This window comes from Actinomadura chokoriensis, from assembly GCF_039529475.1.
Taxonomy (GTDB): Bacteria; Actinomycetota; Actinomycetes; order Streptosporangiales; family Streptosporangiaceae; genus Spirillospora; species Spirillospora bangladeshensis.
Genome location: NZ_BAAAMW010000019.1, coordinates 37,480 through 57,465, shown reverse-complemented (window position 1 = coordinate 57,465; position 19,986 = coordinate 37,480). Strand labels below are relative to the sequence as shown.

Annotated in this window: 16 protein-coding genes; 7 read left to right on the top strand and 9 right to left on the bottom strand. The window is 73.6% G+C overall.

Going from position 1 to position 19,986, the window contains the following annotated elements:
* Window positions 1-80 precede the first annotated feature (80 nt).
* The 3 genes from ABFX46_RS31555 to boxB all read left to right on the top strand — a co-directional run bounded on the left by ABFX46_RS31555 (window position 81) and on the right by boxB (window position 4,906).
* Window positions 81-1,721 (top strand): benzoate-CoA ligase family protein, encoded by a 1,641-nt coding sequence (locus ABFX46_RS31555; RefSeq protein ID WP_346047566.1) that lies wholly within the window; start codon window positions 81-83, stop codon window positions 1,719-1,721.
* A 116-nt stretch (window positions 1,722-1,837) separates the two neighbouring features.
* A complete protein-coding gene (boxC, locus tag ABFX46_RS31550) occupies window positions 1,838-3,487 on the top strand; it encodes a 2,3-epoxybenzoyl-CoA dihydrolase (protein ID WP_346047565.1) in 1,650 nt (549 codons plus the stop codon).
* 3 nt (window positions 3,488-3,490) lie between these two features.
* Window positions 3,491-4,906 (top strand): benzoyl-CoA 2,3-epoxidase subunit BoxB, encoded by a 1,416-nt coding sequence (boxB, locus tag ABFX46_RS31545; RefSeq protein WP_346047564.1) that lies wholly within the window; start codon window positions 3,491-3,493, stop codon window positions 4,904-4,906.
* On the opposite strand, the gene ABFX46_RS31540 is transcribed toward boxB, so the two are convergent.
* From ABFX46_RS31540 to ABFX46_RS31530, 3 genes are all read right to left on the bottom strand, one after another.
* Window positions 4,903-6,564 carry a cyclic nucleotide-binding domain-containing protein gene (locus ABFX46_RS31540; protein WP_346047563.1) on the bottom strand — a complete coding sequence of 554 codons (1,662 nt, stop codon included), beginning with the start codon at window positions 6,562-6,564 and terminating at the stop codon, window positions 4,903-4,905. The two genes, boxB and ABFX46_RS31540, sit on opposite strands and share 4 nt — an antisense overlap.
* A 20-nt stretch (window positions 6,565-6,584) precedes the next feature.
* Complete coding sequence (locus ABFX46_RS31535; RefSeq protein WP_346047562.1) at window positions 6,585-6,938, bottom strand: hypothetical protein; 354 nt, start codon at window positions 6,936-6,938, stop codon at window positions 6,585-6,587.
* Between the two features lie 72 nt (window positions 6,939-7,010).
* Window positions 7,011-8,153 (bottom strand): acyl-CoA dehydrogenase family protein, encoded by a 1,143-nt coding sequence (locus ABFX46_RS31530; RefSeq protein ID WP_346047561.1) that lies wholly within the window; start codon window positions 8,151-8,153, stop codon window positions 7,011-7,013.
* 71 nt (window positions 8,154-8,224) lie between these two features.
* On the opposite strand from ABFX46_RS31530, the gene ABFX46_RS31525 reads away from it, so the two are divergent.
* Window positions 8,225-8,800: a TetR/AcrR family transcriptional regulator gene (locus ABFX46_RS31525; protein WP_346047560.1), complete on the top strand. Its 576-nt coding sequence runs from the start codon at window positions 8,225-8,227 to the stop codon at window positions 8,798-8,800.
* Between the two features lie 9 nt (window positions 8,801-8,809).
* Here ABFX46_RS31525 and ABFX46_RS31520 read toward each other — a convergent pair whose 3' ends face one another.
* From ABFX46_RS31520 to ABFX46_RS31505, 4 genes are read right to left on the bottom strand one after another with little or no spacing between them, the layout of a single operon-like run.
* A complete protein-coding gene (locus ABFX46_RS31520) occupies window positions 8,810-9,385 on the bottom strand; it encodes a GTP-binding protein (protein ID WP_428831332.1) in 576 nt (191 codons plus the stop codon).
* A 7-nt stretch (window positions 9,386-9,392) separates the two neighbouring features.
* Complete coding sequence (locus ABFX46_RS31515; RefSeq protein WP_131937856.1) at window positions 9,393-9,770, bottom strand: DUF742 domain-containing protein; 378 nt, start codon at window positions 9,768-9,770, stop codon at window positions 9,393-9,395.
* A 6-nt stretch (window positions 9,771-9,776) separates the two neighbouring features.
* On the bottom strand, window positions 9,777-10,217 hold the full coding sequence (locus ABFX46_RS31510) for a roadblock/LC7 domain-containing protein (RefSeq protein ID WP_346047558.1): 441 nt from the start codon (window positions 10,215-10,217) through the stop codon (window positions 9,777-9,779).
* Entirely contained in the window at window positions 10,214-12,721 is a 2,508-nt protein-coding gene (locus ABFX46_RS31505) for a sensor histidine kinase (protein WP_346047557.1), read from the bottom strand. Before ABFX46_RS31505 ends, ABFX46_RS31510 begins: the two co-directional genes overlap by 4 nt.
* 432 nt (window positions 12,722-13,153) lie before the next feature.
* On the opposite strand from ABFX46_RS31505, the gene ABFX46_RS31500 reads away from it, so the two are divergent.
* Entirely contained in the window at window positions 13,154-14,671 is a 1,518-nt protein-coding gene (locus ABFX46_RS31500) for a M20/M25/M40 family metallo-hydrolase (protein ID WP_346047556.1), read from the top strand.
* 65 nt (window positions 14,672-14,736) lie between these two features.
* Here the strand turns inward: ABFX46_RS31500 and ABFX46_RS31495 are convergent, their stop codons facing one another.
* Window positions 14,737-15,564 carry an LLM class F420-dependent oxidoreductase gene (locus ABFX46_RS31495; RefSeq protein WP_346047555.1) on the bottom strand — a complete coding sequence of 276 codons (828 nt, stop codon included), beginning with the start codon at window positions 15,562-15,564 and terminating at the stop codon, window positions 14,737-14,739.
* Between the two features lie 61 nt (window positions 15,565-15,625).
* Between ABFX46_RS31495 and polA the strand changes: the two genes are divergently transcribed.
* On the top strand, window positions 15,626-18,259 hold the full coding sequence (polA, locus tag ABFX46_RS31490; RefSeq protein ID WP_346047554.1) for a DNA polymerase I: 2,634 nt from the start codon (window positions 15,626-15,628) through the stop codon (window positions 18,257-18,259).
* On the opposite strand, the gene ABFX46_RS31485 is transcribed toward polA, so the two are convergent.
* A complete protein-coding gene (locus tag ABFX46_RS31485; RefSeq protein ID WP_346047553.1) occupies window positions 18,256-19,323 on the bottom strand; it encodes a maleylacetate reductase in 1,068 nt (355 codons plus the stop codon). The two genes, polA and ABFX46_RS31485, sit on opposite strands and share 4 nt — an antisense overlap.
* A 62-nt stretch (window positions 19,324-19,385) precedes the next feature.
* On the opposite strand from ABFX46_RS31485, the gene ABFX46_RS31480 reads away from it, so the two are divergent.
* Window positions 19,386-19,883: an inorganic diphosphatase gene (locus ABFX46_RS31480; protein WP_346047552.1), complete on the top strand. Its 498-nt coding sequence runs from the start codon at window positions 19,386-19,388 to the stop codon at window positions 19,881-19,883.
* Window positions 19,884-19,986: the final 103 nt, after the last annotated feature.

Sequence of the window (19,986 nt, the reverse complement as noted above, 5' to 3'; positions counted from 1 at the left end):
CATCATTCGACAAGTCTATTGACTAGCGTTTCGTCTATGTAGAGCATTGGTGCCACGGTTCCCGGCGACTGGAGACCCCCATGACCGCTGAAACGGCGACTGCTGACACAGCGACCGCACCGGCCGCGCCCGACGCGTTCAACGCCTCCGAATACCTTCTCCGCACGGCCTCCCGGCCCGACACCGCCGGCCGGACGGCGCTCAGCGGGCCCGGTGGGGACCTTGGCTACGGCGAACTGGCCGAGCTCGCCGGGCACATCGCCGCCGGGCTGGAGTCCTGGGGGACGCGGGCCGAGGAGCGCGTGGTCCTGTTCATGGCCGACGGCCCGCTGATGGCCGCGGCGATCCTCGGCGCCATGCGGCTCGGCGCCGTCCCGGTCCCGGTGTCGACGATGCTGACCGGAGCGGAGCTGGCCGCGCTGCTCAACGACGCGCGGGCCAGGGTGCTGCTGGTCAGCGGCCATTTCGCGGTGGCCGCCGAGGCGGCGCTGGCGCACGCGCCGGGCATCCGCGACGTCGCGGTGGAACCGGTGGAAGGGGGCGCGGCCGAGGGGAGCGCGCTCCAGGCGCCGCCCGGTGTGCGGGTGAGCCCGTTCGACGACCTCGTCCAGGCCGGGCGCGAGCGGGGCGGGAGGCTGACCGAGCCCTACCTGACCTCGGACGACTCCAGCGCGCTGTGGCTCTACACGTCCGGGACGACCGGCAAGCCCAAAGGAGCGATGCACCGGCACGCCAACATCCGGCACGTCGTGGAGACCTACGGCCGCCAGGTCCTCGGCATCACCCCGGAGGACCGCTGCTACTCGGTCGCCAAGCTGTTCTTCGCCTACGGGATCGGCAACTCGCTGTTCTTCCCGCTGTCCGCCGGCGCGACCGCGATCCTGGACCCGGACCGGCCGACGCCCGCCTCGGTGGCCGCGCGGCTGGTCGAGTACCGTCCGACGCTGTTCTTCGCCGTGCCCACGTTCTTCGCCGCGCTCCTGAACGCGGACGTGCCGGCGGAGGCGTTCGCGTCCGTCCGGCTGGCGGTGTCGGCGGGCGAGCCGCTGCCCGCCGAGCTGTGCCGCCGCTTCACCGCCCGGTACGGCGTGGAGATCATCGACGGGATCGGCTCGACGGAGTGCCTGCACATCTTCCTGTCCAACCGCCCGGGCGAGGTCCGCCCGGGGACGACCGGCACCGCCGTCCCCGGCTACGAGCTGCGGATCGTCGACGCGGACGGCGCCGACGTCCCGCCGGGCACGCCGGGCTCCCTGCTGGTGAAGGGCGAGTCGATCGCGACGGGCTACTGGTGCCGCACCCGCACGACCCGGAAGGTGTTCCAGGGGGAGTGGCTGCGCACCGGCGACACCTACGTGAGGGACGAGGACGGCTACTACACCTGCCTCGGCCGGACCGGCGACATGCTCAAGGCGGGCGGGATCTGGGTGTCGCCGGCCGAGGTCGAGGGGCGGCTGCTGGAGCATCCGGCGGTGGCGATGGCCGCGGTCGTCGGGCTGCCCGACGCCGACGGTCTGGACAAGCCGGTCGCCGCCGTCGTCCTCAAGGAGGGCGCGACCGCCGGGCCGGCGGAGCTGATCGGCTTCTGCCGGGCGGGGCTCGCGTCGTTCAAGCGCCCCCGCGAGGTGCTGATCGTGGACAAGCTCCCGACGACGCCCACCGGCAAGCTGCGCCGCTTCGCCGTCCGCGAGCTCGCCGCGACCCTGCTGAACACGCCCTGAGCGGGCGCGGGCCGTCCCGGTCCGGGACGGCCCATGGACCGATGTACTACAAACTCTTGACGTACTGAGAGGATTTTGTGGAGCATGGTGGGACGACACCGGCGGAAGGACACCTCATGACCACCCCGCACGTGGAGTTCCGCGTGGACCCGTCCCGGTACCGGCACTGGAGGCTGGACGTCGACGGACCCGTCGCCACCCTCACGATGGCGGTGGACGAGCAGGGCGGCCTGGTCCCCGGCTACGAGCTGAAGCTCAACTCCTACGACCTCGGCGTCGACATCGAGCTGTACGACGCCGTCCAGCGGCTCCGGTTCGAGCACCCGGGGGTCCGCACGGTGGTGGTCACCAGCGGCAAGGAGAAGATCTTCTGCGCGGGCGCCAACATCCGGATGCTGGCCGCGTCCCCGCACAGCTGGAAGGTGAACTTCTGCAAGTTCACCAACGAGACCCGCAACGGCATCGAGGACGCGACCGCGAACTCCGGCCAGACCTACCTGGCGGCGGTCAACGGCACCGCGTCCGGCGGCGGCTACGAGCTGGCGCTCGCCTGCGAGCACATCATGCTGGTCGACGACCGGTCCTCGGCGGTGTCGCTGCCGGAGCTGCCGCTGCTCGGCGTCCTGCCGGGCACCGGCGGCCTCACCCGCGTGTCGGACAAGCGGCACGTCCGCCGCGACCGCGCCGACTACTTCTCCACCAAGGCCGAGGGGCTCGGCGGCAAGAAGGCCGTCGCGTGGCGGCTGGTGGACGAGGCGGTGCCCCGCACGGCCTGGGACGCGGCCGTCGCGGAACGCGCCCGGGAGCTGGCGGCCCGCTCGTCCCGCCCGGACGGCGCCGAGGGCGTGGTGCTCACCCCGCTCGCCAAGGAGCGCACCGGCACGTCCATCGCCTACCGGCACGTGGCGGCGAAGCTGGACCGCGACGCCGGCGCCGCCGAGATCACGATCGCCGGCCCCGACGCGCCCCCGGAGGACTTCCACCACGCGTCCTTCTGGACGCTCGCCATGACCCGCGAGCTGGACGACCTCATCCTCGACCTGCGCACCAACGAGCTGGAACTCGGCACCTGGGTCTTCCGGACGACCGGGGCCGCCGAGCACGTCCTCGCCCACGACCGGCTGCTGCTCGACAACGCCGGCGACTGGCTCGCCAACGAGATCGTCCACTACCTGAAGCGGACGCTGAAGCGCCTCGACGTCACCAGCCGCAGCCTCATCGCGCTGATCGAGCCGGGCTCCTGCTTCGCCGGCTCGCTGCTGGAGGTCGCGCTCGCCGCCGACCGCGCCTACCAGCTCGACGGCGTCTTCGAGGACGTCGACCCGGACGCCGACCCCGCCGCCGTCACCGTCGACGCGATGAACCTCGGCCCGCTCCCGATGGGCAACGGCCTCACCCGCCTGGAGACCCGCTTCCTCGGCGACGCCGACGCGCTCGCCGCCGTCCGCGACGCGGCCGGCAAGCCCCTCGACGCGGGCGACGCCGAGCGCCTCGGCCTGGTCACCTTCGCGCCCGACGACATCGACTGGGACGAGGAGGTCCGCATCGCGATCGAGGAGCGCGGCAGCTTCAGCCCGGACGCGCTGACCGGGCTGGAGGCCAACTACCGCTTCCCCGGCCCGGAGACCCTGGAGACCAAGATCTTCGGACGGCTCACCGCCTGGCAGAACTGGATCTTCACCCGCCCGAACGCGTCCGGCCCGGACGGCGCGCTGCGCCGCTACGGCACCGGCCGGCGCGCCGACTTCGACCGAAAGCGAGTCTGACCCATGCCCGCCGGCGCGGACTACACCGAGAAGATCCCGAACAACGTCGACCTGCACGAGGACCGGCGGCTCCAGCGGGCGCTGGAGTCGTGGCAGCCGAACTTCCTGAACTGGTGGGAGTCGATGGGCCCGTCCCTGCCCACCCGGGACGTCTACCTGCGGACCGCCGTCAACGTCGGCCGCGAGGGCTGGGCGCACTTCGGGCACGTCCCGATGAAGGACTACCGGTGGGGCATCTTCCTCGCCGAGCGCGACGGCGACCGGCGCATCGGGTTCGGCGCGCACAAGGGCGAGCCCGCCTGGCAGAAGGTCCCGGGGGAGTACCGCGCCGACCTGCAGCGCCTCATCGTCATCCAGGGCGACACCGAGCCGGCGTCCGTCGAGCAGCAGCGCAACCTCGGCGCGACCGCGCCCAGCCTCTACGACCTGCGCAACCTGTTCCAGGTGAACGTCGAGGAGGGCCGCCACCTGTGGGCGATGGTCTACCTCCTGCACGCCTACTTCGGACGCGAGGGCCGCGAGGAGGCCGAGGAGCTCCTGCACCGCAACTCCGGCAGCGAGGAGTCGCCCCGCATCCTCGGCGCGTTCAACGAGGAGACGCCGGACTGGCTGTCGTTCTTCATGTTCACCTACTTCACCGACCGGGACGGCAAGTACCAGCTCGGCACGCTGAAGGAGTCCGGCTTCGACCCCCTCTCCCGCACCTGCGAGTTCATGCTCAAGGAAGAGGCCCACCACATGATGGTCGGCACCACGGGCATCGACCGCGTCGTGGAGCGGACCGTCCAGCTGATGAAGGAGCACGACACCGACGACGTCACCGCGCACGGCGCGATCTCGCTGGACGTCATCCAGAAGTACCTGAACTTCCACTACTCGGTGTCGCTCGACCTGTTCGGCTCCGAGACGTCCAGCAACGTCGCCAACTACTACACCGCCGGGCTCAAGGGGCGCTGGATGGAGGGCCGCCGCAAGGACGACCACCGGCTCACCGACGACGCCGTCATGGTGGACGCCCTCGTCGACGGCGCCATCGGGCAGACCGAGGTCGCCGCGCTCACCGGCCTCAACACCGACCTGCGCCGCGAGTACATCTCCGACTGCCAGAGCGGCGTCAACCGGTGGAACCGCATCCTCGCCGACGCGGGCCTGCCGCAGCGCCTCTACCTGCCGAGCGTCGCCTTCAACCGGAAGGTCGGCGCGTTCGCCGGCATCGAGACCACCCCGCAGGGCGAGATCCTCTCCGCCGGCGAGTGGGAGCGGCGCAAGGGCGCCTGGCTGCCGACCGAGGTCGACAAGACCCATGTCCGGTCGCTGATGCGGCCCGTCCACGAGCGCGGCAGGATCGCCGCCTGGATCGCCCCGCCCCGCAACGGCATCAACGGCCGGCCCTTCGACTACGAGTACGTCCGCCTCTAGGCCGGGTAGAGGCGGAGCCAGGCGTGGCCGGACGCCTCCTCCGCCGCCGCCTGGTCACCTGCGATCCGGTCCACCTCGACGCGCTCGAACCCCCGGCCGGTGCCGGCGACCGCCCGGTGCACGGCCGAGGAGACGATCAGCCCGAGGACGGCGGAGCCGGACGCCAGCCGCCGCCGCAGGACGTCCGCGCCCAGCAGCCGGGCGGCGCGGGCGAGCGCCGCCCCGGTGACCCCGTCCGGAGCGGCGAGCACCGGGCCCGTGTCGACCGCGACCCGCACCTGGAACCGGCGTTCGGCCGCCGCTCCGCGGTCGTGCCGGGCGATGCGCTCGGCGAGCGCCCGGACCAGCGGCCCGGCCGGCGCGCTCGCCGGGATCCCGGGCGGGACGACGAGCAGCACCCCGTCGCCGCGGTCCTCGTGGTGGCACGCGGCCCAGGACACCCCGGCGATGCCGAACGACTCCTCCAGCGCCCCGTACAGGGCCCGCCGGATGGCGTCGCGGTCCGCCTCGCTGCGGTCCCGGGAGCCGAAGCCCACCACGTCGGTGAACAGGACCGTGCACGGCTCACCGGTGAAGAAGGGCGCCGCGGGCGCGGGATCGGGCTCCGGTCCGCCGGCGACGGTGAGCCGCTCCAGCCGGCCGGGGTCGAGGACGTCGATCGTGCCGCCCTCCGCGTGCACGAGGCCCGCGCCGCCCCACTCGTTGAGCACGCTCGCCACCGCCGCCGGCGACGACGACGTCCAGCCCGCCAGCTCGCGCCCCGTCACCGGGAGCGCGCCGCGCCGGGCCCGCGACAGCGCGGTGAACAGCGCGGCCAGCCGCCGCTCGGTGTCGGCGGTCTCGGTGCCCGAGGTGCGGGCCGCCTCCTCGACGGTGCGGTCGTGCGCCTGCTTCTCCAGCGCCGACTGGACGCCCGGGTTCCGCCGCACGACGCGCCGGAAGTCCTCCGCCGCGACGACCAGGGCCCGCACGGCGCCGAGCGCGACGACGGTGGCGGACCAGGCGTCGCCGTCGAAGAGCGCCCGCTCGCCGACGAGGTCGCCGGGGCCGCGGACGGCGACGATCCGCTCCTCGCCCGCCCGGTCGACGCGGACCTTCGTCCACCCCGACAGGATGATCGCCACGTAGTCGGCCGGGTAGCCCTGCCGCAGGACGGGCGTGCCCGCCCCGTACGTCCGCGCCTGCGCCACGGCGCGGACGGCGCCGTGCTCGCGGGAGTCGAGCGCGTGCCAGAAGCTCTCCCTGGGCTCCTCGGTCGCCGCGGCCGGCGGCACCGGCGGAGCCGGGGACGGGGCCGGCGCGGTCCGGGAGCGCGCGTAGTCGACCACGGGTGCGGCGAACAGGGCCAGGACCGCGAAGGTGAACGCGGCGAGCAGCGCCGCGGCGGACGTCCCGTTGGCCGCCGCCGCCCAGGCGGTGCACGCGGCGCCGATCACGCCGAAGACGACCAGCCCCAGCGCGAGGACCAGCCCCGGATCGGGCCCGGCGGACGGCCGGTGTCCGGCCCCGTGCCGGGCCGGAGCGGGCGAGCCGGCGGAGAACGCCGCGAGCAGCCGCCGGGCCCCGCTCTCGCCGGCGGGCCTCTCCGCGGGGGGCGGGGCCGGGGCGTCCGAGAACGCTCGCAGGAGCCGGTGCCGGGCGCGGTCATGATTCGGCATGTGATCCCCCATCTTCCCCATCAGGCCGCATCGGTCTCGGCGCCTTCGCGGGCGGGCCCGGCCGATCCCTCGCCGTCCGCGGCGGGCGGGGCGTCCTGGAGCGCGTACCGGCTGAGCTTCGCGAGCACGGACGGTGTGCCGACGCCCAGCGCGAGCGCCTGCCACGACGTCGTGATCTGGTCGTTCGCGGCGGCCGCGGCCGTCACCAGCGCGGCGAGAAGGCAGTGCAGGACGCAGGCGATCAGGTAGTACCTGCCGTCCGGTCCCTCCGGCGACCGGAGCGGCCACTTCTTCCTGCCCCGGTTCACGTCGAGGAAGGCGTACGTGCGATGTGCCACGGCCCCGGCGACCCCCCACAGGACGAACTGCCACATGCTCCGAAGGTAAGGTCCCCCGGGCCGGCGTTCCGTGGCGCGCTGCACAAACTCCAGGCGAAAACGCGGGCCTTACCGGGCGAGGTGGCGGGAGATGACGAGGCGCTGGATCTGGTTGGTGCCCTCGAAGATCTGCATGACCTTCGCCTCGCGCATGAAGCGCTCCACCGGGAAGTCGCGGGTGTAGCCGGCGCCGCCGAGGACCTGGACGGCGTCGGTGGTGACCTTCATGGCGTTGTCGGTGGCGACCAGCTTGGCGATGGACGCCTCGCGGCCGTAGGGGCGGCCCGCGTCCTTCAGCCGGGCGGCCGACAGGTAGGTGGCGCGGGCCGACTCGACCGCGGCGGCCATGTCGGCGAGGACGAACCCGAGGCCCTGGTGGTCGATGATCGCCTTGCCGAACGCCTCGCGCTGCTTGGCGTAGGCGACGGCGTGGTCGAGGGCGCCCTGGGCGAGGCCGGTGGCGACGGCGGCGATGCCGAGGCGGCCCGAGTCCAGGCCGGCGAGGGCGATGGACAGGCCCTGGCCCTCGGCGCCGATCAGGTTCCCGGCGGGGACGCGGGCGTCCTCCAGGCGGACCGTCGCCGTGGTCGAGCCCATCAGGCCCATCTTGTCCTCGGGCGCGTCGAACTCCAGGCCCGGCGTGCCGGCGGGGACGTGGAAGCAGGAGATGCCGCGGGCGCCGTCGTCGGAGGTGCGCGCCATGACGGTGTAGAAGTCGGCCCTGCCGCCGTGCGTCGTCCACGCCTTGGCGCCGTTGAGGACGTAGGAGTCGCCGTCCCGGACGGCCTTGGCGCGCATCGCGGCGGGGTCGGAGCCGGCGTGCGCCTCCGACAGGCAGTACGCGCCCAGCTGCTCGCCGGACAGCATGCCGGGCAGCCACGCCGCGCGCTGCTCGTCGGTGCCGTAGGAGAACAGCGGGAAGCAGGAGAGGGCGTGCACGCTGACGCCCACGCCGACGCTCGCCCACACGGCGCCGATCTCCTCCAGGACCTGGAGGTAGATCTCGTACGGCTGGCCGCCGCCGCCGAACTCCTCCGGGTAGGGAAGGGTCAGCAGGCCGGCCCGGCCGAGCGTCGTGAACACCTCGCGCGGGAACGTGCCGGCGCGCTCGTCGCCGGCGACGCGGGGCGCCAGCTCCTTGTTCGCGATGTCGCGGGTGAGCGCGAGCAGGTCCTCCGACTCCGGGGTCGGCAGATGGCGGGTGGCGGGCATGGGCGGGCTCCTTTCGGCACCTCACGGTACCAAAACGAGTACTGGCGAACCGCTTGCGGTACTGTCGCGGCATGGACCGGGCGGACGAGCGCGTCACGCGGGCGGCGCGGCGGCGGGAGGCGCTGATCGGGCGGCTCATGGACGTCTTCCTCGACCGCGGGTTCGCCGAGCTGAGCGTCGCCGACCTCGCCGCCCTGCTGCGCTGCTCCAAGAGCACGCTGTACTCGGTCGCCGCGAGCCGCGAGCAGATCATCACGGCGGTGGTGCGCGCGTTCTTCCGCCGCGCGACCGGGCGGGTGGAGGCCGCGCTCGACGCGGGCGCGGATCCGCGCGAGCGGGTCGGGCTCTACCTGCGCGCGATCTCCGAGGAGCTGGCGCCGGCGTCGCCCGCCTTCTTCGCCGACCTGGACGCGTTCGCCCCGGCCCGCGAGATCTACAAGCAGAACACGGGTTTCGCCGTGCGGCGCGTGCAGGGGCTCGTCCGGGAGGCGTCCGGGGACGCGGACGCGGCGTTCGTCGGCGCCGTCGCGGGCCAGGTGATGGAGTCCATCCACCGCGGCGAGATCAAGGCGCAGACCGGCATGGACGACTCCGCCGCCTACGCCGCCCTCGCGTCCCTCATCGTCGCCCGGATGGCGGCGGGCTAGGCCGCCCGGTCAGGTCCGCGCCGCGTGGAGGGCGTGCTCGACCAGCGCGACCAGCACGCCCCGCGCCACCTCGCGGCTCCGCACGTCGCACATCAGAACGGGCACGTCGTCGTCGACGTCGAGGGCGTCGCGGATCTCCTCGACGCTGTAGCGGCGGGCGCCGTCGAACTGGTTCGCGGCCACGACGAACGGGATCTCGCGCTGCTCGAAGAAGTCGATGGACGCGAAGCTCGTGCTGAGCCGCCGCGTGTCGACCAGCACGATCGCGCCGACCGCGCCGTAGGCGATCTGGTCCCACATGAACCAGAACCGCTCCTGTCCGGGCGTCCCGAACAGGTAGAGCCGGACGCCGCCGGAGAACGTCAGCCGGCCGAAGTCCATCGCGACGGTCGTGGTGGACTTGCCCTCGACGCCGCCGAGGTCGTCCACCCCGACCGAGGCGTCGGTGAGGGTCTCCTCGGTGCGCAGCGGGCGGATCTCGCTGACCGCGCCGACCAGGGTCGTCTTGCCCACGCCGAAGCCGCCGGCCACCAGCACCTTCAGCGTGTGCAGGGGGACGTCGTCGTCCGGCGCGTACGGCGTCATGGACGGGTTAGAGGCGGCGAAGTTCATCGAGCACTCTCATCAGGATGCGGGGGTCGGGGCGGTCGGACGGTTCCGCCGTCTGCCGGACCTCTTCGATCAGGCCGTACTGGTGCAGGTCCTCCAGGAGGATCTGCACCACCCGGAACGGCAGGTCGGTCTCCGAGGCCAGGTCGGCCGGGGTCGACGGCTGCCGGCACAGCTCCAGCAGCCGCCGCTGCTCGCGGGACAGCCACACCCGGTCGCCCGGGATGCGGCCGGTCGCGACCAGGATCGTCACCAGGTCGACGACGAGCCCGCGGGGGCGGGTGCGCCCCCGGGTCATCGCGTACGGCCGCACGACCGGGCCGGCGTCCCGCCCGATCCAGCGCTCTCTCGGAGTCTCCACGGTCGCTCAGCCCGACGCACCCGGCTGCAGCGACGTGTCCTGCGGCTCGGCGGCGCGCGGCGACGCCGACAGCGCCCGCCGCACCCGCTTGATCAGCATGGTGGTCTCGTAGGCGACGAGCCCCGCGTTGCCGCCGGCGTCGCTGAGCACCGCCAGGCAGCTCCCGTTGCCGGCCGGCATGACGAAGAACAGCTTGTCGTCCAGCTCCACCACGGTCTGCCGCACCTGCTTGGCCTGGAAGTGCTCCCGGGCGCCGTTGGCGAGGCTGTGGAAGCCCGACGACAGCGCCGCGAGGAACTCGGCGTCCTTGCGGGTGACGTCCCCCGAGGCGCCCATGACCAGCCCGTCGCGGGACAGCAGGACGGCCTGGCGGACCTCGCCGACCCGTTGCACCAGATCGTCGAGCAGCCAGTCGAGCTCGCCGGTGGCGTGGCCCTGCCGCGTCATGATTCCCCCCATTCATCGCGTGGATCGAGATCGCCCGGCTCGTCGTCGGCGACCCTGCCGCGCAGCCAACCAGACTGTAGCGAGGCCATCAGATCGCGGCTCAGCTCCGGACTCGGCTCCTCGAAGTCGTCGTCCGGCGGACCGGCCGGTTCCGGGGCCGAGGCCGAGGGGCGTTTGCGCAGTTGAGGGGCGAGGTTGCGCTGCCGCACCCGGCGCGGAAGCCGGCCGGTGACCTCGCTGTCCTCCACCCCGGCGGGTTCCGTATCCCCGGCCGGCGGCCGGGTCCGGCCATTGGCGCGCCCCGCAGGGGCGAAGGAGACCGGCGGATCGAAGGAGACCTTCGGTTCCGCGACGCCCGGCGGGTCGTAGGAGACCTGCGCGTCGTAGGTCACCTCGGCGTCGTAGGCGACCCGGGCGTCGTAGGACTCCGGCGGGTTGAACGCCACCGGCGGCGCGTCCGGCGGGCCGCCGCGCGGCGCGCTCGCCGCCGGGCCGGGCAGCGCGGGGCGGATCGGGCGGCCGAGCCGCGGCGCCCCCGCCCCGGACGCGGCGGGCTGCGCCGCCGCGGCGCCGCCGATCGCCTGCCACTGCTCGTCCATGACGACCAGGGCGTGCGGGACCAGCACGATCGCGGTGGTGCCGCCGTAGGCCGAGGGCTGCAGGGAGACCTTGATGTCGTGCCGGGCCGCGAGCCGCGCGACGACGAACAGCCCGAGCCGCTCGGTGTCGACGAGGTCGAACTCGACCGCGTTCGCGAGGCGCCGGTTGAGCGCGTCCAGCTCCTCGGGGGCGAGCCCGATGCCGCGGTCGACGACCTCCACCGCGAGCCCGTTGGCGACGGTCTCGACCTTGACGGTGACCTCCGTCGTCGGCGGGGAGTAGGCGGTGGCGTTCTCGATCAGCTCGGCGAGCAGGTGGATGACGTCGGCGACCACGTCGCCGGTCACCGCGACCGCGGACGCGCCGGTCACCTCGATGCGGGTGTAGTCCTCGACCTCGGCGATCGCGGCCCGCACCACGTCCTCGGCGGCGACCGGGTGGTCCCACGCGCGGACGGTCGGCGAGCCGGACAGGATGACCAGGCCCTCCGCGTGCCGCCGCATGCGGGTCGTCAGGTGGTCGAGGCGGAACAGGTCGTCCAGCTCCTCGGCGCTGGAGGCGCGCCGCTCCATCTGGTCCAGCAGCCGCAGCTGCCGGTGCAGCAGCGACTGGCTGCGCCACGACAGGTTCACGAACACCCGGTTGATGCTGGCGCGCAGCTCCGCCTCGCCGATCGCGGTGCTGATCGCCTGCCGCTGGACGGTCTCGAACGCCTCGCTGACCAGCGCGACCTCGCGGGTCCGGCCGGCCGCGGGCCGGGGGGTCTCGGTCTCCAGGTCGACCCGCTCGCCGCGCCGCAGCCGCGCCACGACCCGGGGCAGCCGCTCGTTCGCCAGCTCCTGCGCCGAGCGCTGCAGCCTGCGCAGCTCGTCGGCGTGCCGGCGGGCGAACAGCAGCGACAGCACGATGGAGGCGATGACGGCGAGCAGCCCGACGCCGCCCGCCAGGTACACCCGCAGCATGATCGCCTTGCCGGCGGGCGCGACCTCGTCGTGCTGGAGCTGCTCGCCGGCCTTGGCGGTGGTGCCGAGCCACACCTGCCCGGCGGCGCCGGTCACGGCCCGCCACTGCCGCGGATCGGGGGTCCTGCCCTGCTCGACGACGGAGGTCTCCAGCGCGACGTAGTCGGCGTAGGCGGGCGAGTTCACCAGCCCGCTCATGGTGTCGGCCATGTCGCCGCTGAGCCCGATCAGGCCGAGGTCAACCAGCTCGGCGCGGGTGCCGGCCCACTGCGCGAACGCGGCGCGGGTGCCGGCCTTCAGCCGGCCGCCGCCGAGCGCGGTCAGCAGCGTGTCCTCGCGCAGCATGAAGTCGCGCGCCCAGTACATGTAGAGCAGGCCGTTGGTCTGCTGGAACACGCTGACGTCGTCGAGGGTCACGAGCGTGGTGAGCAGCCGGACCGTGTTGTCGAAGGCCGTGCTGTAGGCGTTGATGGCGTCCAGCGCCGAGACGTTGTGCGCGGTGATCTGCGACCGGATGCTGGCGAGCTGGTCGAGCTGGTTGCCGACGTTGCGGGTGCGCTGGACCTCGGCGTCGGTGAGGTGCTCGACGGACTCGGGCGCGAGCGCCGTCTTGCGGAAGGCGGCCACCGCGCTCTCGGTCCTGCCGGTCGCCTCCCGGAACTTCTGCGTGGCCGCGGACGACGGGGTCGTCAGCGCGGCGACCGCGGCGGCGCGCTCCTCCTGCACCGCCTGCATGGCGCGGGTGGCCGGGTCGCCGGCCCGCTCGCGGTTCCCCGAGTACTGGTTGCGCTGGATCGCCTCGTCCAGCGCGGGAACGGCCGAGAAGGTCCACAGGGCCACGAGCGACACGAGCGGGATCGCCAGGAGCAGGACGATCCGCCGGCCGATCGGACGCGTGTGCGGACGCCCGTGGGATCTGCGCACCTGTTCGGGACTCGACAACGGCCCACTCCTGATCGTCGGCGGCCACCTTCAAGGGTGACGAAGCATACTCACGCCGATTTGTCCGGTGCCAGCCGCCTCACCTGCTGGAACGCGTATCCGGGGAAGTACGGGGCGGGCCGCCGGGCGGCTCCGGCGGGCGCCGTGGGCCCGCCGCTCGCCCGGCGGTGTCCGCGCAGGTCAATGCGGTTTTATCGCTCGCCATTCCGGGCCGGCCTTGGAGAACGCGTTCCCGCGGTCCCGCCGGTGATCGACACGAGCGGTGCGGGGCGCCGGGACGGACGGTGACCGGCCGACAATTGTCGATCTTGTGAGTCGAGGTGAAAAGGAGGCCAATATTGGCCGTTTTGATGCTAAGTCGTGTCTTGTTGTGGGAATTGACTCATGTCAGGCTTCGGGTTGCTTCGTCCCCCCACAAACGGAGACCTAGTCATGCGCAGAGCCGCGCTCGCAACCCTGACCGGGCTGTCGCTCGCAGCCGCCACCGTGGCCGCGATACCGGCCCAGGCGGCCGCACCCTCCCAGTCCAAGCTGGCCAGGCTGGTCACGCTGAAGAACGTCCGGCACCACCAGCTGAACCTGCAGAAGATCGCGGACGCCAACGGCGGCAACCGGGCCGCGGGGCTGCCCGGCAACAAGATCACCGTCAAGTACATCGCCGACCAGCTCAAGCGGGCCGGCTACACGCCCACGGTCCAGACCTTCGCCTTCGACTTCTGGCAGGAGAACTCCGAGGCGGTGTTCGCCGAGACCGCGCCGGAGCAGAAGACGTTCGCGCCCGGCACCGACTTCGCGACCCTGCAGTACTCCGGGTCGGGCGACGTCACCGCCGCCGCGACGCCGGTCGACTCCGGCGCCACCGGGCTCGGCAGCGGTTGCGAGGCCGACGACTTCGCCGGCTTCCCGGCGGGCCACATCGCGCTGATCCAGCGCGGCGGCTGCTTCTTCTCCCTCAAGACCGACAACGCGATCGCCGCCGGCGCCTCCGCCGTCGTCATCTACCAGCTCCCGGACCAGCCCGGCCCCGTGGCGGGCACGCTCACCACGCCGTACGGCATCCCGGTGGTCGGCCCGACCAACGCGGTCGGCAGGGCCCTCGTCGACCAGGCGAACAGCGGCGGCGTGACGCTGCGCGTGAAGACCGACACGCTGAACCAGAAGCGCGAGGCCGCCAACGTCCTCGCCGACACCGAGCGCGGGCGCGCCGACAACGTCGTGGTGGTCGGCGCCCACAACGACAGCGTCACCGCGGGCCCCGGCATCAACGACGACGGCTCCGGCACCGCGACGCTGCTGGAGATGGCGAAGCAGATCCACAAGCTCGGCCCGAAGGTCCGCAACCAGGTGCGGTTCGCCTTCTGGGGCGCCGAGGAGGAGGGCCTGCTCGGCTCCCAGTACTACGTCGACAACCTCCCGCAGGCCGAGCGCGACAAGGTCGCGCTCATGCTCGACTTCGACATGCTCGCCTCGCCGAACTACGTCAACTTCGTCTACGACGGGGATGACAGCGAGGGCCGGAACAACGTCGAGCCGCCGGCCGGTTCGGGTGCGATCGAGAAGGCGTTCAACGACTACTTCGCCTCCCGGAACCTGCACACCGACGCGACGGCCTTCGACGGCAGGTCCGACTACAACGCCTTCATCACCGCGGGCATCCCGGCCGGCGGCATCTTCACCGGCGCCGAGGGCATCAAGACCCCCGAGCAGGCGGCGATCTACGGCGGCACCGCCGGGGTGGCCTACGACCCCTGCTACCACTCGGCGTGCGACCGCTACGACAACGTCGACCTCACCGGCTTCGACCACATGATCGACGCCACCGCCGCCGTCACCCAGCTGTTCGCGCACAGCACGCTGACGGTCAACGGCAACGAGCTCGCCAGGCGCGCCCCGGCCCCGGCCGCGAAGCGCACCGTGCCGGACGAGATCGGCACCTACAAGACCCGGTGACATCCGGCTCCCGAGGGACGCGTCCGGCTCCGGGCGCGTCCCTCACCCGTGCAGGGGGGCCCGCGTCAGGCGAGCGCTTCGGCGATGGCGCGCAGCGCGGGACGGGGGTCGTCCTCGCCCAGCACCTGGACGGCCACCTGGTCGGCGCCCGCATCCAGGTGCCCCTTCACCCGCGCGGCCAGCGCCGCCGCGCCGCCCTGCGCGATCAGCGCGTCCAGCAGCGCGTCGCTGCCGCTGCCCGCCACGTCCTCGTCGGTGAAGCCCAGCCGCTTGAAGTTGTTCACGTAGTTGCGCAGCCGCAGGTAGTACCCGGCCGACTCCCGGGCCAGCGCGCGGGCGCGCCCGGTGTCGGCGTCGAACACGACCTTCTGCTCGGGGACGAGGAGCGGCCCCGCGCCGAGCGCCTCCCGCGCCGCGCGGGTGTGCTCGGGCGTGGTGAAGTACGGGTGCGCGCCCGCCGCGCGCTCCGCCGCCAGCCGCAGCACCTTCGGCCCGAGCGCCGCCAGCACCCGCCGCTCCACCGGGACGTCCGCGGCGTCCAGGTCGTCGAGGTACCGGACGATCGTCTCGTACGGGCTGCGGTACTCCTGCGTCGCCTCGGGGTGGCCGATGCCGACGCCGAGCACGAACCGGTCGCCGTAGGCGTCGTGCAGCCGGTGGTAGGACGCGGCGGCCTCGCCGGCCGGCGTCGCCCACATGTTCACGATGCCGGTCGCGACCACGAGCCGGTCGGTGGCCGCCAGCAGCCGGTCGGCGAGCTTCAGGTCGCCGCGCGGCGACCCGCCGATCCAGATCGCGCCGTAGCCGAGGTCTTCGAGGTCCTTGGCCAGGTCGCCGTCCAGCATGCTCCACGGGCGCCAGATTCCCAGCCGGCCCAGTTCGATCTTGTCCATGTCGCCCCAACACCTCGCGCCGCCGTTTCATGCCCCCTTCCCCGGTGCCAGGATGTGAGACATGAACGACCGGCCCCGCCTGCTGCTCCTGGACGGCCACTCGCTGGCCTACCGGGCGTTCTACGCGCTGCCGGTGGAGAACTTCGCCACCACGTCCGGGCAGCCGACGAACGTCGTGTACGGGTTCGCGAACATGCTGGCCAACGTGCTGCGGGACGAGCGCCCGACGCACGCCGCCGTCGCGTTCGACGTGTCCCGGCGGACGTTCCGCACCGAGGCGTTCCCCGAGTACAAGGCGACCCGGGCCCGGTCGCCGGAGGAGTTCGGCGGCCAGCTCGGCGTCCTCGACCGGCTGCTCGCGGCGATGAGCCTGCCGGTGCTGCGCGCGCCCGGCTACGAGGCCGACGACGTGATCGCGACGCTCGCGGCGGCGGCGGAGGCCGACGGCATGGCCGTGCTGATCGTCACCGGCGACCGGGACGCCCTCCAGCTGGTCAGCGACGACGTCACCGTCCTGTACTTCTACCGGACGGCCTCGGAGATGGTCCGGTACACGTCCGAGGCCGTGCGGGAGAGGTACGGGCTGACCCCGGCGCAGTACCCGGACTTCGCGGCGCTGCGCGGCGACCCCTCCGACAACCTGCCGAGCATCCCCGGCATCGGGGAGAAGACGGCCGCGAAGTGGGTCCGCGAGTTCGGGTCGCTCGATGCGCTGCTGGAGCGCGCCGGCGAGGTGAAGGGCAAGGCGGGGGAGAGGCTGCGCGCCGCGCAGGACTCGGTGCGGCTCAACCGGCGGCTGACCGAGCTCGTCCGCGACGTGGACCTGCCGGTCGCGCCCGCCGACCTGCGGCGGCGCCCCTACGACCTGCCCGCGTTCACCGCACTGCTGGACGAGCTGGAGTTCCGCAGCGCCAGCCTCCGCCAGCGCCTCTTCGCCGCCGACCCCGGTGGCGGGCGGGCCCCGGAGACGGCGCGACCCGAGCCGGTGCAGGGCCGTGAGCTCCGCCCGGACGAACTCGCCGGCTGGCTGGAGGCCCACGCCACCGGCCTGACCGGGCTGGCCGCCGACGCCACCTGGGTGCGCGGCGCGGGCGGCATCGCGCGCATCGCGCTCGCGGGCGGCGACGGGCACGCCGCCTCGTTCGAGCCGTCCGGCCTCACCGAGGGCGACGAGCGGGCCTTCGCGGCCTGGCTGGCCGATCCCGGCCGCCCGAAGGCCCTGCACGACGTCAAGTCGCTGCTGCGCGCGTTCGGCGAGCGCGGCTGGGGGCTCGCCGGCGTCGCCACCGACATCGCGATGGCCGCCTACCTGCTGCTGCCCGGCCTGGCCGCCTACGGGATCGCCGACCTCGCGGGCCGCCACCTGGGGCGGCGTCCGCCCGCCGACGGCGCGGCCGGGCTGATGCTGAGCGCCCGCGCCGTCCTGGACCTCGCCGGGACGTTCGCCGCCGACCTGGCGTCCACCGGCATGGACGCGGTCCTCCGCGACGTCGAGCTGCCGCTGTCGGACCTGCTCGCCCGCGCCGAGCGCGCCGGGGTCCACGTGGACGCCGCCCTCCTGGACGAGCTGGAGCGGCACTTCGCCGACGCGATGGAGCGCGCCGCCCGCGAGGCCGCCGAGATCGCCGGCCGCCGCTTCAACCCCGGATCGACGAAGCAGCTCCAGGAGGTGCTGTTCGGCGAGCTGAACCTGCCGAGGACCAAGAAGATCAAGTCCGGGTACTCCACCGACCTGGACGCGCTGACCTGGCTCGCGACCCAGACCGACAACGGGCTCCCGCAGGTGCTGCTGCGGCACCGCGACCAGGCGCGGCTGCGCACCACCGTCGCCGGGCTGATCCGCGAGATCGGCGCGGACGGCCGGATCCACACCACCTTCCAGCAGACGGTCGCCGCCACCGGGCGGCTCACCTCCACCGAGCCGAACCTGCAGGTCATCCCCGTCCGCACCGAGGAGGGGCGGCGCATCCGCCGCGCGTTCCTGCCGGGCGACGGCTTCGAGTCGCTGATGACGGCCGACTACGGGCAGCTGGAGCTGCGCGTCATGGCGCACCTGTCGCAGGACCCGACGCTGCTCGCCGCGTTCGAGTCCGGCGAGGACCTCCACGCCACGATGGCCGCGCAGGTCTTCCAGGTCGCCCCGGACGCCGTCACCCCCGACATGCGCCGCAAGATCAAGGCGATGTCGTACGGGCTGGCCTACGGGCTGTCGGCGTTCGGGCTGGCGAAGCAGCTCGGCATCCCGATGGCGGAGGCGCGCCCGCTGATGGACGCCTACTTCGCCCGGCTCGGCGGCGTCCGCGACTACCTGGACCACGTCGTCGCCGAGGCCCGCGTCACCGGCTACACCCGGACGGTCCTCGGCCGCCGCCGCTACCTGCCGCAGCTGACCAGCGACAACCGGCAGCGCCGCGAGACGGCCGAGCGGATGGCGCTGAACGCGCCGGTCCAGGGCTCGGCCGCCGACATCGTCAAGATCGCGATGCTGCGGGTGGACGGGGCGCTCACCGGGGCCGGGCTGCGCAGCCGGCTGCTGCTCCAGGTGCACGACGAGATCGTCCTGGAGGTGGCGCCGGGGGAGCGGGACGCGGTGGAGAAGATCGTCCGCGACCGGATGACGACCGCCTACCCGCTCAGCGTCGGCCTGGAGGTCGCCATCGGCGCCGGCGCCGACTGGGACGCCGCCGCGCACTAGGCGGCGGGCGGACGCCCCTCCCACGCGTTCGCGAGCAGGACCCGGAGGCCCGCCTCCTCCACCGGGCGCGGGTTGGCGAACCCGCCGGCGGCGGCCCGCGCGACGACGTCGTCCAGGTGCGCGGGGTCGGCGCCCAGGTCCGTGAGGGAACGCGGCAGGCCCAGCGAACCGGACAGGTCCCAGAGTGCGCGGGCCGGGTCATCGCGTCCGAGCGCCCGCCCGAGCGCCGCCGCGGCCTCCGGCGCGGCGGGGGCGTTGTAGGCGAGGGCGTGCGGCAGCAGGACCGTGTGCGTCTCGGCGTGCGGCAGGTTCAGGGAGCCGCCGAGGATGTGGCACAGCTTGTGGTGCAGGCCCATCGTGGTGGCGCTCAGGCACGTCCCGCACAGCCACGCCCCGTACAGGGCCCGGGTCCGCGCGGGCAGGCCGCCGGGGTCCCGGACGACCTCCGGCAGCGCCCCGGCCAGCGCGCGGACCGCCTCCTCGGCCATCAGCGAGACGATCGGCGACGCGTCCGGGGCGTAGAGCGCCTCGACGGCGTGCGCCGCCGCGTTCATCGCCGACGCCGCCGACACGGCCGCCGGCAGCCCCAGCGTCAGGGACGGGTCGTAGAGCACCGTCCGGGCGAGGACGCGCTCGTCGCGCCCGGTGCGCTTGGCGCCGCCCTCCGTCATGCCCCACGTCGGCGTCATCTCCGACCCGGAGTACGTCGTCGGGACGGCGACGATCGGCAGCCCCGTCTCGCGGGCGACCGCCTTGGCCAGGCCGACCGCCGACCCGCCGCCGAACGCGAGCAGGCCGTCCGCGCCGAGCGTCCCGGCGACCCGGCACGCCTCCGCCGCCGCCTCCGCCGGGACGTGCATCACGGCCCCGGCGTGGACGCCCGCGACCCGCGCGCCCAGCGGGGAGGCGGCGCGTTCGGCGTCCGCCCGCCGGCCGGGCGTCGACAGGACGAGCACCCGGGACAGGCCGAGCGCGTCCACCTCGGCGGGCAGCCCGGCGAGCACGCCGTCGCCGAAGACGACCCGTACGGGGAGCGGCCGGTAGGCGAATCGCAGCGCGTCCATGCCCCGACCCTACGATCACCGGCTCTCCCGGCGGGTAGGGTCCGCGGAAGGGGGAGGTACTCATGGAGATCGAGATGGTCGTCGAGATCCCCGGCGGATCCCGCAACAAGTACGAGATGGACCACCGGCTCGGCCGCATCCGGCTCGACCGGATGCTGTTCACGGCGACCCGGTACCCGCACGACTACGGCTACATCCCGGACACCTGCGCCGAGGACGGCGACCCGCTGGACGCGATGGTGCTGCTGGAGGAGCCCACGTTCCCCGGCTGCCAGATCACCGTCCGCAGCGTCGGCGTGTTCTGGATGCACGACGAGAAGGGCCCGGACGCCAAGGTGCTCACGGTGCCGTCCCGCGACGTCCGGTACGCCGGCGTCCAGGACCTGCGGGACGTGCACGAGCACGTCCTCGACGAGATCGCGCACTTCTTCGACATCTACAAGAGCCTGGAACCGGGCAAGGCCGCCGACGTGCGCGGCTGGCAGGACCGGCAGGTCGCCGACCGCACGATCACCGAGGCCGTCGAGCGCGCGCGGGCGACGCACAGCACGACCGCCTGATCCGCGCCGGCGCGGCCCCGCGTGACCGACCTCACCCGCAGGGCCGCGGCCGGGCGTGTAGCGTCGGCATCCCCCGGGGCGGGCGCGTCCCGGGATCCGGAGG

Excerpts from the sequence above, each read along its gene's own strand:
- ABFX46_RS31555 (WP_346047566.1), top strand. The coding sequence starts at position 81 with ATGACCGCTGAAACGGCGACTGCTGACACAGCGACCGCACCGGCCGCG.
- boxC (WP_346047565.1), top strand. The coding sequence starts at position 1,838 with ATGACCACCCCGCACGTGGAGTTCCGCGTGGACCCGTCCCGGTACCGG.
- boxB (WP_346047564.1), top strand. The coding sequence starts at position 3,491 with ATGCCCGCCGGCGCGGACTACACCGAGAAGATCCCGAACAACGTCGAC.
- ABFX46_RS31540 (WP_346047563.1), bottom strand. The coding sequence starts at position 6,564 with ATGCCGAATCATGACCGCGCCCGGCACCGGCTCCTGCGAGCGTTCTCG.
- ABFX46_RS31535 (WP_346047562.1), bottom strand. The coding sequence starts at position 6,938 with ATGTGGCAGTTCGTCCTGTGGGGGGTCGCCGGGGCCGTGGCACATCGC.
- ABFX46_RS31530 (WP_346047561.1), bottom strand. The coding sequence starts at position 8,153 with ATGCCCGCCACCCGCCATCTGCCGACCCCGGAGTCGGAGGACCTGCTC.
- ABFX46_RS31525 (WP_346047560.1), top strand. The coding sequence starts at position 8,225 with ATGGACCGGGCGGACGAGCGCGTCACGCGGGCGGCGCGGCGGCGGGAG.
- ABFX46_RS31520 (WP_428831332.1), bottom strand. The coding sequence starts at position 9,385 with ATGACGCCGTACGCGCCGGACGACGACGTCCCCCTGCACACGCTGAAG.
- ABFX46_RS31510 (WP_346047558.1), bottom strand. The coding sequence starts at position 10,217 with ATGACGCGGCAGGGCCACGCCACCGGCGAGCTCGACTGGCTGCTCGAC.
- ABFX46_RS31500 (WP_346047556.1), top strand. The coding sequence starts at position 13,154 with ATGCGCAGAGCCGCGCTCGCAACCCTGACCGGGCTGTCGCTCGCAGCC.
- ABFX46_RS31495 (WP_346047555.1), bottom strand. The coding sequence starts at position 15,564 with ATGGACAAGATCGAACTGGGCCGGCTGGGAATCTGGCGCCCGTGGAGC.
- polA (WP_346047554.1), top strand. The coding sequence starts at position 15,626 with ATGAACGACCGGCCCCGCCTGCTGCTCCTGGACGGCCACTCGCTGGCC.
- ABFX46_RS31485 (WP_346047553.1), bottom strand. The coding sequence starts at position 19,323 with ATGGACGCGCTGCGATTCGCCTACCGGCCGCTCCCCGTACGGGTCGTC.
- ABFX46_RS31480 (WP_346047552.1), top strand. The coding sequence starts at position 19,386 with ATGGAGATCGAGATGGTCGTCGAGATCCCCGGCGGATCCCGCAACAAG.